Origin of the sequence: Caballeronia grimmiae (genome assembly GCF_022879615.1) — a bacterium.
GTDB lineage: Bacteria > Pseudomonadota > Gammaproteobacteria > Burkholderiales > Burkholderiaceae > Caballeronia > Caballeronia grimmiae.
Genome location: NZ_CP084277.1, coordinates 35833 through 52673, shown reverse-complemented (window position 1 = coordinate 52673; position 16841 = coordinate 35833). Strand labels below are relative to the sequence as shown.

10 protein-coding genes, 4 pseudogenes and 1 other annotated feature are annotated in these 16841 nt (G+C 59.3%); of the genes and pseudogenes, 4 read left to right on the top strand and 10 right to left on the bottom strand.

What is annotated here, in order from left to right:
• Positions 1-158: 158 nt before the first annotated feature.
• The 3 genes and pseudogenes from istA (LDZ21_RS30480) to LDZ21_RS30470 form a co-directional block, all read left to right on the top strand.
• Positions 159-1652, top strand: a complete 1494-nt coding sequence (istA, locus tag LDZ21_RS30480) for an IS21 family transposase (protein ID WP_244797895.1) — start codon at positions 159-161, stop codon at positions 1650-1652.
• A pseudogene (istB, locus tag LDZ21_RS30475) lies at positions 1649-2462 on the top strand (IS21-like element helper ATPase IstB). Before istA (LDZ21_RS30480) ends, istB (LDZ21_RS30475) begins: the two are co-directional and overlap by 4 nt.
• 74 nt (positions 2463-2536) lie before the next feature.
• Positions 2537-3030 (top strand): annotated as a pseudogene (locus tag LDZ21_RS30470) (Mu transposase domain-containing protein); the annotation flags it as partial.
• Between the two features lie 167 nt (positions 3031-3197).
• Here the strand turns inward: LDZ21_RS30470 and LDZ21_RS30465 are convergent.
• The 7 genes and pseudogenes from LDZ21_RS30465 to LDZ21_RS30435 form a co-directional block, all read right to left on the bottom strand.
• A protein-coding gene (locus LDZ21_RS30465; protein WP_244797973.1) for an IS5 family transposase occupies positions 3198-4015 on the bottom strand; the annotation gives its coding sequence in 2 pieces (ribosomal slippage) (positions 3198-3667 and positions 3667-4015; 819 coding nt in all).
• An 83-nt stretch (positions 4016-4098) separates the two neighbouring features.
• Positions 4099-5234: pseudogene (locus tag LDZ21_RS30460) on the bottom strand (IS3 family transposase); the annotation flags it as partial.
• Positions 4816-4932 (bottom strand) — a sequence feature (AL1L pseudoknot). (Overlaps the previous pseudogene by 117 nt.)
• Before the next feature lie 96 nt (positions 5235-5330).
• Positions 5331-7250 (bottom strand): hybrid sensor histidine kinase/response regulator, encoded by a 1920-nt coding sequence (locus LDZ21_RS30455; protein ID WP_280519463.1) that lies wholly within the window; start codon positions 7248-7250, stop codon positions 5331-5333.
• 199 nt (positions 7251-7449) lie between these two features.
• Positions 7450-8025, bottom strand: a complete 576-nt coding sequence (locus LDZ21_RS30450) for a hypothetical protein (RefSeq protein WP_244798067.1) — start codon at positions 8023-8025, stop codon at positions 7450-7452.
• 317 nt (positions 8026-8342) lie between these two features.
• Positions 8343-8573 (bottom strand): hypothetical protein, encoded by a 231-nt coding sequence (locus LDZ21_RS30445; RefSeq protein ID WP_244798066.1) that lies wholly within the window; start codon positions 8571-8573, stop codon positions 8343-8345.
• A gap of 193 nt (positions 8574-8766) precedes the next feature.
• A complete protein-coding gene (locus tag LDZ21_RS30440) occupies positions 8767-8970 on the bottom strand; it encodes a cold-shock protein (protein WP_027780628.1) in 204 nt (67 codons plus the stop codon).
• Positions 8971-10890: 1920 nt separating this feature from the next.
• Positions 10891-11088 carry a DUF2934 domain-containing protein gene (locus LDZ21_RS30435; protein WP_244798065.1) on the bottom strand — a complete coding sequence of 66 codons (198 nt, stop codon included), beginning with the start codon at positions 11086-11088 and terminating at the stop codon, positions 10891-10893.
• An 884-nt stretch (positions 11089-11972) separates the two neighbouring features.
• Between LDZ21_RS30435 and LDZ21_RS30430 the strand changes: the two genes are divergently transcribed.
• Positions 11973-12905: an integrase domain-containing protein gene (locus LDZ21_RS30430; RefSeq protein ID WP_244798064.1), complete on the top strand. Its 933-nt coding sequence runs from the start codon at positions 11973-11975 to the stop codon at positions 12903-12905.
• Between the two features lie 524 nt (positions 12906-13429).
• Here LDZ21_RS30430 and LDZ21_RS30425 read toward each other — a convergent pair.
• The 3 genes and pseudogenes from LDZ21_RS30425 to istA (LDZ21_RS30415) all read right to left on the bottom strand — a co-directional run bounded on the left by LDZ21_RS30425 (position 13430) and on the right by istA (LDZ21_RS30415) (position 16066).
• Positions 13430-13702 carry a replication initiation protein gene (locus LDZ21_RS30425; RefSeq protein ID WP_244798063.1) on the bottom strand — a complete coding sequence of 91 codons (273 nt, stop codon included), beginning with the start codon at positions 13700-13702 and terminating at the stop codon, positions 13430-13432.
• A gap of 60 nt (positions 13703-13762) precedes the next feature.
• Positions 13763-14576: pseudogene (gene istB / locus LDZ21_RS30420) on the bottom strand (IS21-like element helper ATPase IstB).
• Positions 14573-16066: an IS21 family transposase gene (gene istA / locus LDZ21_RS30415; RefSeq protein ID WP_244797895.1), complete on the bottom strand. Its 1494-nt coding sequence runs from the start codon at positions 16064-16066 to the stop codon at positions 14573-14575. Before istA (LDZ21_RS30415) ends, istB (LDZ21_RS30420) begins: the two are co-directional and overlap by 4 nt.
• Positions 16067-16841 lie beyond the last annotated feature (775 nt).

The following is a 16841-nucleotide window of genomic DNA, read 5'->3' as shown; positions in this document are numbered from 1 at the left end:
CAGCGACAATTGTCGTGGCCGGTCGTTGACGCTTGTTTTGGCCGGTGGTGAGGAGTCGTAGGCGGCGTAGCCGCAGGAGACGACGAGCCACCGGCAGCGCCAGGTCGACGGGGCTTTAGGATGGGATGATCGAAGCTTGAAGAAGAAGCGGTCAGCTCATGTCTGGAACCCGCATTACCGACCAACAGGTTCATCTCTATATGAACAAGCGCAAACAGCATTCTCAGGAAGTCGCGGCCGCCAAGACCGGTATCAGCGTGCGTACGGCACGCCGCATCGAGCGCGATGCCACGTTGCCCTCGCAGAGGCCGCGTCAATCATGGCGGACCCGCCCGGATCCCTTCGTTGACGTATGGGACAGCGAAGTCGTACCGCTGCTGCGCAGTGCGCCCAACCTGATGGGCATCACGGTCCTGCGCAAGCTGCAGGATGATCACCCGGATCGTTATCCCGATAGCATGCGGCGCACGCTGGAGCGACGTATCCGCCAGTGGCGGGCCCTTGAAGGGCCTACGCAGGAGGTGTTCTTCCCCCAGGAACATCAACCGGGCGTGCGCGGACTGTCAGACTTCACCGATATGAGCAAGCTGTGCGTGACGATCGGCGGCGCCCCATTCGGTCACCGGCTGTATCACTTCGTGCTGGCGTTCTCGCGCTGGGAGTACGCGAACGTTGTTGAGGGTGGCGAGAGTTTCGAGGCCCTCGCAGCGGGATTGCAGAACGCGCTATGGCAGGCCGGCGGTTGCCCGCGCGAACATCGTTCTGACAGCCTGTCGGCTGCCTTCAAGAATCTGACAGAGCAGGAGGACTTCACGAAGCGTTACGCAGCGCTACTTGACCATTACGGCATGGAGGGCACGCGCAACAATCGTGGCCTGGGTCACGAGAACGGCAGCGTGGAATCCTCGCATCGGTATCTGAAGGAAGCGGTCGACCAGGCCTTGATGCTTCGCGGCCATCGCGAGTTCGCTGACCGGGCTGCGTACGATGAATTCATCCGTGAGGTGGTGATGCGCCGAAACCGGCGCAACGCTGCGGCGTTTCGTATTGAGCGCGCACAGTTGCAGGATTTGCCTGAACGTCGCACCACGGACTTCGTCGAGGAAGAAGCGCTCGTGACCCGCTGCAGCACGTTCACTGTGCGGGGCATCCTGTACAGCGCGCCGTCGCGCCTGATCGGCCACCGGCTGAAGGTTCGGATCTATGGTGACCGGCTCGACTGTTACCTGTCCGGTGCGCCGGTGCACAGCACCGCGCGAGGTTCCCGTGCAGCGGACAACCGCCACGCGCTGGATTATCGTCACTTCATCGATTCTCTCAAGCGCAAGCCGCAGGCGTTCAGGGGGTTTGCGTTTCGCGACGCGCTGTTTCCCCGTGAGGCCTACCGCCGAACCTGGGAGAGGCTGGAGGCGCAACTGACGCAACGTCAGGCATGCAAGACGATCGTGGGGCTGCTCGAACTCGCAGGACACCATGGCGTTGAAGCGTTGCTGGCCGAGCGGCTGGACGTCTTGCTCGAAGCAGGCGAACTGCCCGATCTGAAGCAGTTGCGCGATGAATTCGCGCCACGTCAGGCCCTATGTCCCGAGGTGGTGGTCGAGATGCCGCCCGTCGCGGTCTATGACGAGCTGCTCGACAAGGTGGCAGCATGAACATCCCTGCCCATGACAACGGCCGTCTGGCCCTGATGCTGAACGAGTTACGCCTGCCGACGATCGGCAGGTTATGGCCCGAGTTCGTTGAGCGCTCTGACAAGGAAGGTTGGCCGGCTACGCGATTGCTCGGGGCGCTGCTCGAGCATGAGCTGGCCGAACGTGCCAAACGACGCATCGAGCGGCACCGGACCGAGTCGCATCTGGACCCGACCAAGACGCTGGCCACCTTCGACTTCGGCATGGTGCCAATGGTCTCGAAGGCGCATGTCACTGCGCTGGCTACCGGAGATTCGTGGCTGGAGAAAGGTGCCACGATTCTCCTGTTCGGGCCGCCCGGTGGCGGCAAAAGTCATTTAGGTTCGGCCATCGGACATGCTTTGATCGACGTCGGCTATCGCGTGCTGTTCACGCGCACCAGCGAGCTCGTACAGAAGCTCCAGGCCGCGCGCCAGAGTCTGCAACTTCCATCCGCGCTCACTAAGCTCGATCGGTTCGATCTCATCATCCTGGACGACCTGTGGTACGCGCGCAAGGACCAGGCCGAAACCAGTGTGCTGTTCGAACTGATCGCCGAGAGGTATGAGCGCAAAAGTCTTTTAATAACGGCCAATCAGCCGTTCTCTGGCTGGAATGACGTGTTCCCCGACCCCGGCATGACGGTCGCAGCCATCGACCGGCTCGTCCATCACTCGACGATCTTCGAATGTAGAAAGCTATCGCCGTCGAAAGGCCAGCGACAAACAGAGCGCGCGCCGGCGACAATTACCCGACGACAATTACGATGGAGGCGCGACAACTATGAATTAGCCAGCGACAACTACAACCCGTTGACCGGCCAAAATAATTGTCGCTGATCGGCCGTGCTGCTTGACGCTGTCTAGGGTCATGAGAACGGGAGTGTCGAATCCTCGCACCGGTATCTGAAGGATGCGGTCGATCAGGCCTTGATGCTTCGCGGCCATCGCGACTTCGCTGATCGTGCCGCCTACGATGAATTCATCCGCGAGCAGGTGATGCGTCGAAACCGGCGCAACGCGGCCGCGTTCCGTATCGAGCGCCAGCAGCTTCACGATCTGCCGGAGTACCGTACCACCGACTTCGTCGAGGAGGAGGCTCCTGTGACCCGCTGCAGCACGTTCACAGTGCGCGGCATCCTTTACAGTGCGCCGTCGCGCCTGATTGGTCACCGGCTGAAGGTGCGCGTCTTACGGCGACCGGCTCGACTGTTACCTGTCCGGCGTGCTGGTGCACAGCACCGCACGGGGCTCCCGTGCGCACGACAACCGTCACGCGCTTGATTACCGCCACTTCATCGGCTCCCTGAAACGCAAGCCGCAGGCATTCAAAGGGGCTCGCGTTTCGTGACGCACTGTTCTGAAGCGCACCGGGAACCTCGGAGACCGTTTTGCTGGAGTTAAGCAGCCATCGGCACTCCAGCGAGTTGCTCATAGTAACGGGCTTCCGCCTCGGCCGGTGGGATGTTGCCGATAGGTTCAAGCAGACGTCGGTGATTGAACCAGTCCACCCAACTAAAAGGCCAGTTCAAAAAGCGCGCTCCGTTCGGCTGAAGATGTTCCAGCAGACGAGTGCGCAGGCTAGCTTTAAGAAAGCTTCGTGAATGTCAGCGCGGCGTTCGAAGCGAGTGCGGAGGCGACGGAAACCATGGAGCCAAGAATGAGTCCGTTCCACGACCCAACGGAATTTGCCGAGGCCGCTGCCGTGTTCCGTGCGACGCCTGGCGATAACCGGTTGGATGCCGCGCTCGCGAAGCCGGCGGCGATGCGAGTCAGAATCGTAACCACGGTCGGCGTAGATGACCTTGGGCTTGCGAAGCGGTCGGCCGCGAGTGCCACGAATCGGCGGGATGGCGTCGACCAGCGGAAGCAGTTGGGTGACATCGTTGCGGTTTGCACCGGTCAGAATCGCGCTGACTGGAACGCCGTTGGCGTCTACGAGGATGTGGTGCTTGGAGCCTGGTCGCGCACGATCGGTGGGGTTTGGCCCAGTTTTTGGCCCGCCCCAACGGCTCGCACGGACGATGAATCGACAGCCGCATGTGAGAAGTCGAGCTGGCCCGACTCGCGCAGCTTGTCGAGCAGCAGCCCATGCAATCTGTCCCACACCCCGGCCTGCTGCCAGTCGTGCAACCGACGCCAGCAGGTCGCGCCAGAGCCGAATCCTAGCCGCGTCGGTAGATGGTTCCAACGGATACCTGTCTTCAGAACGAGCAGGATGCCATTCAATGCTGCACGGTCCGAGACCGGTAGGCGCCCGGGGTAACGCTTGCGTCGCGGTCTGGGCGCTGGAAGTAGTGGTTCGATCAGTGCCCACAGTTCGTCATCGATGATAGGTGCCGGCATTCCTTGATCCGTTGTTCAGGCATCCAAGGTTAACCGTTTCGAAGAAAAGTAAACAGCCCTTCCGAGCTCTTTTTGAACTGGCCTTTAAGTGTCGCCAGTTCGACGGCTTGCACATTGCGCCACGGGCCGCGGCGATGAATGACTTCTGCCTTGTAGAGGCCGTTAATCGTTTCGGCGAGTGCGTTATCGTATGAATCGCCTACGCTTCCAACTGACGGTTCAATCCCTGCTTCAGCTAGCCGGTCCGTGTACCGAATAGAAACGTATTGCGACCCGCGGTCCGAATGATGTACCAAACGGTTACCTTCGGCTGGTCGGCGCTCATGTAGGGCCTGCTCCAGCGCATCCAGTACGAAATCGGTGCGCGCTGAACTTGACACTCTCCAACCCACGATGCGTCGCGCGAACACGTCAACGATGAAGGCAACATACGCGAAGCCTTGCCAGGTCGCGACAAGGGTAAAGTCGGACACCCACAGTGCGTTGGGCTTTGACGCCTTGAACTGACGCTGAACATGATCAAGCGGACAAGGTGCGTTTTTATCGCTGACGGTGGTTCGCATCGACTTACCCCGCCGTACACCCTGCAGACCTAGCCGCCTCATCAACCGTTCAACGGTGCAACGCGCAATTCTGAAACCTTCGCGCAGCAACTGTCGCCAGATCTTACGCGCACCGTACACTCGAAAGTTCTCTTCCCAAACGCGACGGATATGCTGACACAACAAAGCATCACGCTGCTGCCGCGCTGGTAGCCGACGAGGATCGGCGCGGCGGGAGGCGTACAGGTAGTAAGTCGACGGGGCGATCGGCAATACTCTGCAGATCGGCTCGACCCCGTAGACCGATCGGTGATCGTCGATGAAAGCGATCATCACTTCGGTCGGCGGTCGAGCTCCGCCTGTGCGAAATACGCCGAGGCCTTGCGCAGGATCTCGTTCGCCTGGCGCAGTTCCCGGACCTCTCGTTCAAGCTCGCGAATTCGATCTTGCTCTTGCTTCGAGGGGCCTGCTCGCACACCACGATCACTCTCAGCCTGACGGACCCAATTTCTAAGAGTCTCGCGCGAACAGCCCATCTTCGCGGCGATCGACTGGATCGCTTCCCACTGCGTAGCGTATTCCGAACGGTGCTCGAACACCATGCGAACCGCGCGCTCGCGAACCTCGGTCGGATACTTCGGCGCAGTCTTGCGTTTTGCTTTGTCGATGCTTTCCATTTCCTCATTCTCTCAGGAGTTGAGGTCTCCGGAAAACCCGGTGCGCTTCAAAGCCAAGCGAACGCGCTCTGCATCCGTCGTCGGGTGGAGCACGCGCTACGCCGCTCTGCCTAGTGTACGAACGAGATCGGCCAGCCGGTACGGTTTGTGGATGAAAGCAAAATCGCTAAGATTGCCGTGGTGCGCCTTTAGGGCTGGGAGCGGATATCCCGATGCCAGTACGATCTTGATATCAGGATGAAGGTCTCGCGTCGAACGCGCGAGCTGGATACCGTCGATGCCCTTCGGCATGACCACATCGGTGAACAGGACGCGGATGTCGTCGCGACGGCTCAGGGCCTCCATCGCCTGGGACCCGTTACTGGCCGTCAGGACCTCATAACCGAGGCTGCGGAAAAGCTCAGCCGTCGCATCCAGTAAGTCCGGCTCATCCTCGACGACTAACACCGTATCGAGCATGGGACCCGTAAAGCTCTCCTCATCGCCGCTTGTCCCTCTTGCTACCGGCAAGTACATGCTGACGACCGTGCCCCTACCGGGCTTACTGTCGATCACCACGTCACCGCCGGACTGCGTAATGAAGCCGTACACTTGACTCAAGCCGAGACCGGTGCCCTTACCAACCTCCTTGGTGGTAAAGAACGGTTCATACGCGCGAGCCGCAACCTCGGGGAGCATTCCTGAGCCGGTGTCAGAGACGGACACTCTGACGTACGGGCCGGGCATGAGCGCGCCCACCGTCCCTGCGGCGAGTTCAACATTTTTCACGGCGATGACGATCTTTCCGCCATCGGGCATGGCGTCGCGCGCATTGACGACGAGGTTAAGCAGTGCGGCTTCAAACCGCGCGGCATCCAGGAGAACTGGCCGGGGTCGGGGCTCCTGCTTTACTTCGAACTCGATCGCGGCATCGACTGCCCGCCGAAGCACTGCTTCGAAGCTGCGCAGCACGCCATTCAGGTGACATTTTTCGGCCTTGAGGGGCTGCTGCCGTGCGAATGAGAGCAGTTGCTGGGTCAGTGTCGCACCGCGGGCGACCGCGCGCTGCATCGTTTCAAGCATTCTGATATCGGCGTGCTCGTGGAGCCTGAGTGACATCACATCCAAACCGTTCGACATCACGGCCAGCAAATTGTTGAAGTCGTGGGCGACGCCGCCGGTCAGCTGACCCAGCGATTCCATCTTTTGTGACTGAAACAGCGCGGCGTTGGCGCGTTCCAGTGCCTCGGCAGCCTGTCTGCGCTCGGTCACGTCGCGTGTCACCTTCGCAAACCCGACCAGTTTGCCGACGTCATTGTGGATAGCATCGATCACCACATGCGCCCAGAAGCGCGAGCCGTCCTTGCGCACTCGCCAGCTTTCCCGCTCGACGCGGCCCTCTGTGGCGGCGATCGACAGCATCTGGGCAGGCAACCCGCCGGCGCGGTCTTCTTCCGTATAAAAGACGGAAAAATGCTTTCCGAGAATTTCGTCGCGCGCGTAACCCTTGATGCGCTCGGCGCCAGAATTCCAACTGGTCACTTCGCCGGCCGGCGAAAGCATGTAAATCGCATAGTCGGTCACGCCTTGGACCAGCCGGCCGAATTGCTGCTCGCTTTGACGCAACGCTTCCTGGGCGACCTTCCGCTCGGTCATGTCGCGTGTGATCTTGGCGAAGCCAATCAGCTCGCCGGAATCATCGTGGAGCGGATCGATGACCACACTTGCCCAGAACTGGCTGCCGTCCTTCCGCACCCGCCAGCCTTCGTCCTCGAATTTTCCTTCGTCAACCGCAGCCCGCAGTACGCCGTCCGGCCGACCGGCAACCTGTTCGTTCTTTGGGTAAAACACCGAAAAGTGCTTACCGAGGATTTCGCTGGCCGCATAACCTTTGATGCGTTGTGCCCCGGCATTCCAAGTTTTGATGAATCCGGCCGTATCCAGCATGAGAATCGCGTAATCCGTCACGCCTGCCACGAGCAGTCTGAAAGATTGCTCGCCTGAAATGGCCCCGGTGGTCTGTGTGTAATTTTTCATGGTCTCTGCGTTGTAATGCCGCGTGGACGATCTGTCGTCAGCGATGGGGGCCTTACCGCCACGAAGCAAGCGTCGCGCCAAAAGGGGGCACAGGTTACGCGCTCGCTGCCAACTCACGGTCAACGGTTCGGGTAACAACGCCAGATTTGACGAAAATTCCCAACCTTGATTACATCCCCAACTTCGGCCTCGGCAACCCTTATAGATGCTGAACCGCAGTCGCGTAGGACTTCGCCGCGTCTTTCAGGTGGCCGGCCGCCGCCTGGACCTGCGTCGGCAATTCACTCAGCGCGAGCAGGGTGTCGACACCGTCCAGCCGCCTGCGCAGTTCGATGACGAGATCCATGACGCTGGCCTCCCCCACCCGCCGGCGATTGCTTTGTCTGGAGCTCACCGCGGAGCAGTCGACAAGGCGATCGACCTTGCGGAAGTATGCTTGAGCAGCTACGCGATGCCTCGCATACAGCGAAGCAACATTTGACTTTGAAAGACAGTCTTTAACAACGGCGGCGTTCATGCCGAGATGAAGCTGCAGCGCGTCGGGGGCGTCTGCCCGGTGAAAACATGCCACCTCATCGAACAGCGTCTCGCCGTCCCTGTCGATTAGATCGATCCAGACCTCGCCCTCTTCGAGGGTCTGGCCGGCGCGACGAATCACCCGCTCATCTTCATTAGCGCAAGCAAGCATCCGGTGTCCGTCGACATCATCGACCGGCATTTCGAACACCTCCACCAGTTCCCCGCTAACTGCAACCTGCACGATCAATAACGCCATCTCTGCTCCTTGTGATGGAATGACGGGAATACCGCTGCGCAGATCAAGCGATCGAACGTGGCGATCGTTTTGAGTGGCATTTTGAGGAAACGAGGCGTGAGCCGAACATCTTCGCGGTTCTTCAGTACGCCGTTCGCGACAATCGGGTTGACGTGGGCACTGGGTCGGACGGCACCTACCTGACGGAAGCAGCACCCCGGGGCTATGAAACTCTCGGTCGGGCAGCAAATATGGTACGCATACCGCGATGAGACAGATTTTTTCAAGCGCACCGCGGGAGCACCCCGCATGGCCGCTTGTGCGCTTCCGGCCACGACTTAACCGCGACTGTCGACCCAGCCACGCGCCCATGCTGTAGCGTGCCCCACCGCCTGTGTTTCACTATCGAAATAGTCGAGCACGTCGAATTTGTAGGAGACCGCTTCAGCACTGCCGGCGTCACCTCTGGTGAGTAGCAGATTTGCAGCAAACCAGCCGTCAGGTAACCGGTGGGCGGACGGCGAAATCGAATAACCGTTGTACTGGTGAATATAGTTAGTGTTTTGCATACGCGACAACGAACGCACGGCATCAATGTCGTACGAGCGAAAGTAAGTCAAAAAAATTTGAGGCGAGACAGATCGTGTCGGAGACAAATGATGCGCAGTCGAATGCGGCGATCAGATCGGGAGCGCGTGGCTCAGCGAGGATGCTAGTCGGCTAACAAAAACAAAGGGCCGGTAGACCGGCCCTTGAATTACATTACTGCGGCGAGATGTTCGCGGCTTGCATACCCTTCGGGCCACGCTTTGTCTCGTAGCTCACCTTCTGGTTTTCTGCGAGCGTCTTGAAGCCTTCGCCTCGGACTTCCGAGAAGTGTGCGAACAGATCGTCGCCGCCAGCGTCAGGAGTAATGAAGCCAAAGCCTTTGCTATCGTTGAACCACTTAACAGTACCGGTATCCATGAGAATTCCCTGAAATAGAAATAACAGCTCCGGTGCGGAGCGACAAAAACTTCAAGGAAGAAGAGAGGACAGCGAGTACCGCGCAGATGAGGCGGAAAATGGTGATCAGCAATCGAGCTTCTTGAACTTTCGATCCTCAGGATATAGGCCCCGACTGCGCCTGTCAATTTTTTTATTAATGGGCGCTTCTCTCATTAGACGGTCCGTCAGCGCGTATGGGATGGCTACAGGCTCTTGAGCAGTCGCTTGACGCGCATTCCAATGGCAACGGATCGGCTCGATCTAGGCAAGGTGAGATCGCCACATGCCTAGCTTGTCGTCCAATCCTCAGCACCGGACCCCTTCGTGCCACCCGACACGTCGCCAGTCTTCTCATTCCTACGGATCACAATGGTGCGGTACGGCGCACGTGTCTACGATGTGGCTAAGGTGCGATTTGCGGCCGGTATTAGGGCGCTATAACTGAACTGCATTTTTGTCCGATGCCATATGCAAGCCATCTTGCCTAAATAAGATGGCGTGTATGGCAAGCAAATCTCCCCCGGAGTGGCAGTTTCACGCCGATGTGCAGACGTAACGCCACTTGGCGGCGTTGACATCGATGCCGGCGTAGTCAATGCCTCGCTGTTGAGCGCGCTGGACGTCCGCGAGCTGCAACGCCGCAGCTCGCGACTTCTGTGCGATGACGTAGTCGCTCTGCCTAGCCGGCAACGGTGCGTTCGATCTTGATCCAAATTTGAAGTGCGAAGAACGACGAACGGCCCGCCTCGTGTTGTTGGGGAGAGTGAAACGGAGCGCCCCGATCGGCTCCCCGAGTGCCCGAGTGCGACTGGGTTCCTCCCTAACGCCGTAGCCTTTGTCAGAAAGACCGTCTAGCAAAAACCGCCGGCGGATGGTTCCGGAACCAAGTCTGCGACGCCTGATAAGGCACCCGGCATAGTGCGCCGTGCGAGAGGCGACGCGAGGAAGTAAGGGAAAGCAGAATCCACGCACACGGCGCAGCGGTCAAGCATGCGCTCAATAGCACGCGAGGCAAGCAAGTTCCTCTTACGCCCGATACGAGCCCGCCTTGCCCGACAGTGTAGGGAATAAGCCGCCGCTGATACGCCTCGACGTGGGCCGGCCGCGCGACGCGGGGCGCCGCAAAATCGGAGGGGCTGTGCTGACAAGCTTGCCGTACCCCGACGATCAAGCATCGTTGGCGGATGGATTTCCGCAACTCGACGAAGCACGTGTCACCTCCTACCCATCGCCGTCACCCCATGCCGCTCCATCCGAATGTCCGGTACTGAGTGGATAAGCCTATCGATTGACCGTAAAAAAGAACACCTACCTGCCCTCAGAAGCAAAGGATTGGTCACTGTTTGAGACTGCAGGAAGGTCGTGCAGGAAGCGAATGTCCCGGCCCTTACCCAAGGTGGACGCTAAGCGTAGGGCTGACATCGCATCGCTAACGACTACCACGAAGGGGCCATCGAGCCGGGGAAGTTCTATGCGCCAGCCAGCGCCGGTATGCGGTCTTACAACGATCTCCCAATAGCTGTCGTCCATGGCGTGAGTCATTTCGGAGAATAGCTCCCCGGTTAGGGAAAGAAGGCCCGACACTAGGAACGGGCCAAGCAGACAGATGCTCTAAAGCGCGCCTTGCGACAGGCGCAACAAAAAGCTTAGGCGTGGTAGTACGCAAAGAGAAGGCGAAAAAGAAGACACGCATGAGCGATTGCTTTCTCGGCCGACCGCGTGGAAAGCTTGGCCCGCCGTGCTTGCGCGGGCTTTTTTAAGTATTAAGTACCACATCGCAAGTGAGACACCTGAAAGCTCGATGATGCGCGTCACGTGCAGTCAAGATCCTTTTCGCGCCCCCGACGGCAGGGAAGTCCGGGCTGCGAGCCCAAGGCCACTGAATAAGCCCAAAGCCAATCATTTAGGGAGCGGAAGATTCGACGGAAGCCCCTTCGCGTCCGTAGTGGCTTCATCTGCCAACCCGTTGGTTTGTACGCCAAGCTCATGTTGCGCTTGCTGCCAAAACTCATCTGACCGCCCATCAGGGCGACCGGCTTGTTCCCATAGTTGATAGGCAAGCGTACGGAGTTGTTCTTCGAGAATGGGCTCTTCCATATCGTCCTCTTGGGCAATTGTTACTCGCGGTTCATCCATAGGCATGGTATGCATGCAACGGCGAAATGGAAAGGGTTCTCCTTTATTGGGTCTTTTTGAAAGTGGCCGTTTCTTTAAAGGCATCCTTTTTTGATAGCTTTAAAGAAATTGGGACATGTCATAGCCAGGGCAAACCACCCTGTGATAAGGTCGCGCTAACGTTCGCGTCTCGACGCATCGACGTAGGCTCAACCGAGTCGATCCCATCTTTAAGCCGGGCACTTTGCCCGCAAACCGCTTACGGCAAGTGCATCGGATGCGTCCGCCCTGCACAGCCCCCTGAGCGATTTTTTTGAGGCGCTTCGGCGGGGCTCTGGTAGTCCGTCCATTCCAAGCGTAGACACTTTTCACCTCGCGCCTTGCCCGCGCATTATATTTCTCCGAGCCACCGTGCTCGAACCTACCCTCGTCTTTCGGCGGCCAACGAGCAGCCCATCTAGCGCATCGCGTCCACGCTTCCCGTTTGCTGTGCCGACAGCCAAACGCAGTAAGCACGACGCGGTGCCTTCACCGCCTTCCGCGGGCTGATCATCAGGCTACATCCGCCGAAGGCAACCACGTGATTTTGCGCGTCACTGCTTCGCATCGCGTAGCAGTGACGCGCTTTCGCGCACCCCTCTCGCCCTCGCCACATAAGACGCCCGTCTCGCGACGTGATAGTTAAGCGCACGTCAGCGCGTCGAACCGGCCAACCGGCGAACGACAAACGACCTCATCGGCAGCAGCACCCTGGCCATAAAACCCACCTCCAGGTGGCGGCCCACAGCTACCTAAACGCACGCAGTACCCGGCTCGCTGGAGCGACCGGGCGCAAGACGAAAACGAACAACGCAAACAAGATGACGATGAAAAGCACAAGCAAGCCCGCGTCACTGCCGAAGCGATCTCAGGCGCGAGAACATTCTGTTGAAGCGAAGTTCATGATGGCAGCGCTTTACAAGGGGGCTGCGACGTTGACTCGGCAGAAAATGCTGACGACGTTCAGAGCATTTGCGACGCATGCCAAACAGCGGCGCTATGGCGATGTCGATCCCGCCACGGTCACCGAGAAGCAGCTTCGCAACTATGTCGGCACTCGGATCGAAGCCGGCATCACGCCGCGCACAATCCAGAACGAGGTCAGTCACCTTCGCCGTGCTTTGCAGGGGGCAGGCCGCGGCGACTGGGCGGATGCCGTTACCAATGAACAGCTTGGCGTGCCGACCGGCACGCGGATCGGCATTGGCCGCGTAGTCGATGCAAACGTGCTTGGGCACGCCCTCGAACATGCATCGATTGACACACGCGCCTGGATCCAGCTCGAGCGTTGCCTGGGCTTGCGGCGAGAAGAAATGATTGAAAGTTATAAGAGCTTGAAACAGTGGGAGGCGGCGCTCGCACGCGGACAGAGCTTTGTGACGATCCGCCACGGCACAAAAGGCGGACGCGTCAGGGACACCGTAATCCCGGAACCCTATCGGGCGAGAGCCTTGGCTGCAGTCAGGTCAGCGCTGGAGGTCACGACAAAGACACGGCCATATCTGGTCAACGCTAAGAGTACGCGAGCAGCTCAAAAGCAGGTCCAAGACCGCTTTGCGGCTTTGGGGTTGACCGGTAAGGACTCCGGTCACGCATTGCGCCGCGCTTTTTGTCGCGATAACTACGAGCACTACCGGAGCGAAGGTCATAGCGAGAAAGAAGCGCTCGCAATGTGCTCTCGTGACCTCGGGCATGGCGAAGGCCGCGGCCGGTGGGTCTGGAACAACTATCTGAGGGCCACCTATGAACAGCAAGCCTGAATTCGTCACCGTGCATCGGCTACCGAAGGGCAGTGTGTGGAAGGTCAAGGCGGAACTAGTAGGCGGAACGCGGCTTGAAGGGCTCTCTGAACCTGCCGATGCGCTGCCGAGACTGCGGATCTCATCTGAGGCGTTTGAAGCCCTCCGAGGACTCAGGAATCGGGGTGAGACGATCCGGGAGGTAGTGGAACGATTGATCCTTGCTGCTACTGAGCAGGCGAACAGCAATCTGCGCGGATGACAACACTTGGGGCCGTCTAGGAACCCTGCTTGGCCCCTTGGGCGGCTCTGATCCGAGATTGAAATATGGCAAGAGACTTTGTGGGCCCTGTATGGGCTCTGGAGGGCACCTGGAAGTGCCCGATAAGTGTCAGATATCGGCCGCTTTTGTGACGTCAACCGATTACGGCGGTCCGCACTCCACCCATAGGGGCAGAAAAGTGGCAGTTAAGCGGCCGTTTGCGGACAGCAGCTCCGTTTATACCGGTGTTCTTCGGCCAAACCTGGCTTTTCCCGCAACTTTGTCAAAACAGAGCGCCTTGCGGATCGGGCTCGAACTCGCAGCGCAGTCTAACCACCTTCCTGCCGGCCTTTACTGGCTCCCATTTCACGACGGGGCCGTTCTTATCGAGTAGCTCCTTGACCGATGGCTCGATCACGCGCTTGCGCAACTCCTTGAAGTTCGCGCGGTAGGCCGGACTTGCGTCCATCGCGTCTTGAAACTCTTCGATACTCGGGGATTTGACGAGCGCATTCGCGCGATTGCCGTGCGTGAAGGCAAGATTAGACAGCGTCAAGCAGCACGGCCGATCAGCGACAATTATTTTGGCCGGTCAACGGGTTGTAGTTGTCGCTGGCTAATTCATAGTTGTCGCGCCTCCATCGTAATTGTCGTCGGGTAATTGTCGCCGGCGCGCGCTCTGTTTGTCGCTGGCCTTTCGACGGCGATAGCTTTCTACATTCGAAGATCGTCGAGTGATGGACGAGCCGGTCGATGGCTGCGACCGTCATGCCGGGGTCGGGGAACACGTCATTCCAGCCAGAGAACGGCTGATTGGCCGTTATTAAAAGACTTTTGCGCTCATACCTCTCGGCGATCAGTTCGAACAGCACACTGGTTTCGGCCTGGTCCTTGCGCGCGTACCACAGGTCGTCCAGGATGATGAGATCGAACCGATCGAGCTTAGTGAGCGCGGATGGAAGTTGCAGACTCTGGCGCGCGGCCTGGAGCTTCTGTACGAGCTCGCTGGTGCGCGTGAACAGCACGCGATAGCCGACGTCGATCAAAGCATGTCCGATGGCCGAACCTAAATGACTTTTGCCGCCACCGGGCGGCCCGAACAGGAGAATCGTGGCACCTTTCTCCAGCCACGAATCTCCGGTAGCCAGCGCAGTGACATGCGCCTTCGAGACCATTGGCACCATGCCGAAGTCGAAGGTGGCCAGCGTCTTGGTCGGGTCCAGATGCGACTCGGTCCGGTGCCGCTCGATGCGTCGTTTGGCACGTTCGGCCAGCTCATGCTCGAGCAGCGCCCCGAGCAATCGCGTAGCCGGCCAACCTTCCTTGTCAGAGCGCTCAACGAACTCGGGCCATAACCTGCCGATCGTCGGCAGGCGTAACTCGTTCAGCATCAGGGCCAGACGGCCGTTGTCATGGGCAGGGATGTTCATGCTGCCACCTTGTCGAGCAGCTCGTCATAGACCGCGACGGGCGGCATCTCGACCACCACCTCGGGACATAGGGCCTGACGTGGCGCGAATTCATCGCGCAACTGCTTCAGATCGGGCAGTTCGCCTGCTTCGAGCAAGACGTCCAGCCGCTCGGCCAGCAACGCTTCAACGCCATGGTGTCCTGCGAGTTCGAGCAGCCCCACGATCGTCTTGCATGCCTGACGTTGCGTCAGTTGCGCCTCCAGCCTCTCCCAGGTTCGGCGGTAGGCCTCACGGGGAAACAGCGCGTCGCGAAACGCAAACCCCCTGAACGCCTGCGGCTTGCGCTTGAGAGAATCGATGAAGTGACGATAATCCAGCGCGTGGCGGTTGTCCGCTGCACGGGAACCTCGCGCGGTGCTGTGCACCGGCGCACCGGACAGGTAACAGTCGAGCCGGTCACCATAGATCCGAACCTTCAGCCGGTGGCCGATCAGGCGCGACGGCGCGCTGTACAGGATGCCCCGCACAGTGAACGTGCTGCAGCGGGTCACGAGCGCTTCTTCCTCGACGAAGTCCGTGGTGCGACGTTCAGGCAAATCCTGCAACTGTGCGCGCTCAATACGAAACGCCGCAGCGTTGCGCCGGTTTCGGCGCATCACCACCTCACGGATGAATTCATCGTACGCAGCCCGGTCAGCGAACTCGCGATGGCCGCGAAGCATCAAGGCCTGGTCGACCGCTTCCTTCAGATACCGATGCGAGGATTCCACGCTGCCGTTCTCGTGACCCAGGCCACGATTGTTGCGCGTGCCCTCCATGCCGTAATGGTCAAGTAGCGCTGCGTAACGCTTCGTGAAGTCCTCCTGCTCTGTCAGATTCTTGAAGGCAGCCGACAGGCTGTCAGAACGATGTTCGCGCGGGCAACCGCCGGCCTGCCATAGCGCGTTCTGCAATCCCGCTGCGAGGGCCTCGAAACTCTCGCCACCCTCAACAACGTTCGCGTACTCCCAGCGCGAGAACGCCAGCACGAAGTGATACAGCCGGTGACCGAATGGGGCGCCGCCGATCGTCACGCACAGCTTGCTCATATCGGTGAAGTCTGACAGTCCGCGCACGCCCGGTTGATGTTCCTGGGGGAAGAACACCTCCTGCGTAGGCCCTTCAAGGGCCCGCCACTGGCGGATACGTCGCTCCAGCGTGCGCCGCATGCTATCGGGATAACGATCCGGGTGATCATCCTGCAGCTTGCGCAGGACCGTGATGCCCATCAGGTTGGGCGCACTGCGCAGCAGCGGTACGACTTCGCTGTCCCATACGTCAACGAAGGGATCCGGGCGGGTCCGCCATGATTGACGCGGCCTCTGCGAGGGCAACGTGGCATCGCGCTCGATGCGGCGTGCCGTACGCACGCTGATACCGGTCTTGGCGGCCGCGACTTCCTGAGAATGCTGTTTGCGCTTGTTCATATAGAGATGAACCTGTTGGTCGGTAATGCGGGTTCCAGACATGAGCTGACCGCTTCTTCTTCAAGCTTCGATCATCCCATCCTAAAGCCCCGTCGACCTGGCGCTGCCGGTGGCTCGTCGTCTCCTGCGGCTACGCCGCCTACGACTCCTCACCACCGGCCAAAACAAGCGTCAACGACCGGCCACGACAATTGTCGCTGCCCACAAGATGCTGGTCCAAATCTTGGAAGAAGCCTTGGAAGCTTACGAAAAAGCAGCTAGAGCAGCTACTCGGCAGGTATGAGGATTGTTGACACATGGCATCCCCTCCCGTCCTTGCGCTCTCGTTCGGACGCGGACTTAACCCGCTGTTGATTCCCCTCGCGGCGGATTTTCTTTGTTTATCGCTTCCGTCCGCCTAATGTACTTATGGCGTCCTCATGGCGTGGACGCGTTGGTGATTCATTCCCTGCTTGGCCCGCCTCTCTCCGGTGCGCGGGCTTTCTTTTTGTCCGCACGGTCTCTCGGTTCTGGCTACGTCTATTCTCCCTTTCCCGGGTTCGGCAGACTTGCGGCCCGTCCGTTGCCTACAGGCGCCTCTTTTAGATAGTTTTTATATTGTTTATGGGGACTGGAACCGTTGCCCGGTAAGTTTTGCGGGACGCTATTCTCCCTTTCCGGGTTTGTCTCCCTTTTCCGGGTTTGTCTCCCTTTTTCCGGGTTGCTCTGCTTCGCAAGCCCGAGTTATCCACATTCTCCCATGGTTGCACTGAGGGGAGAAACGGTCCAGTATGCTCCCCGCCGTCTAGTTAAGGGCGAATGACCCGGAAAAGGGAGA

Excerpts from the sequence above, each read along its gene's own strand:
- istA (WP_244797895.1), top strand. The coding sequence starts at position 159 with ATGTCTGGAACCCGCATTACCGACCAACAGGTTCATCTCTATATGAAC.
- LDZ21_RS30455 (WP_280519463.1), bottom strand. The coding sequence starts at position 7,250 with ATGAAAAATTACACACAGACCACCGGGGCCATTTCAGGCGAGCAATCT.
- LDZ21_RS30450 (WP_244798067.1), bottom strand. The coding sequence starts at position 8,025 with ATGGCGTTATTGATCGTGCAGGTTGCAGTTAGCGGGGAACTGGTGGAG.
- LDZ21_RS30445 (WP_244798066.1), bottom strand. The coding sequence starts at position 8,573 with ATGCAAAACACTAACTATATTCACCAGTACAACGGTTATTCGATTTCG.
- LDZ21_RS30440 (WP_027780628.1), bottom strand. The coding sequence starts at position 8,970 with ATGGATACCGGTACTGTTAAGTGGTTCAACGATAGCAAAGGCTTTGGC.
- LDZ21_RS30435 (WP_244798065.1), bottom strand. The coding sequence starts at position 11,088 with ATGGAAGAGCCCATTCTCGAAGAACAACTCCGTACGCTTGCCTATCAA.
- LDZ21_RS30430 (WP_244798064.1), top strand. The coding sequence starts at position 11,973 with ATGAAAAGCACAAGCAAGCCCGCGTCACTGCCGAAGCGATCTCAGGCG.
- istA (WP_244797895.1), bottom strand. The coding sequence starts at position 16,066 with ATGTCTGGAACCCGCATTACCGACCAACAGGTTCATCTCTATATGAAC.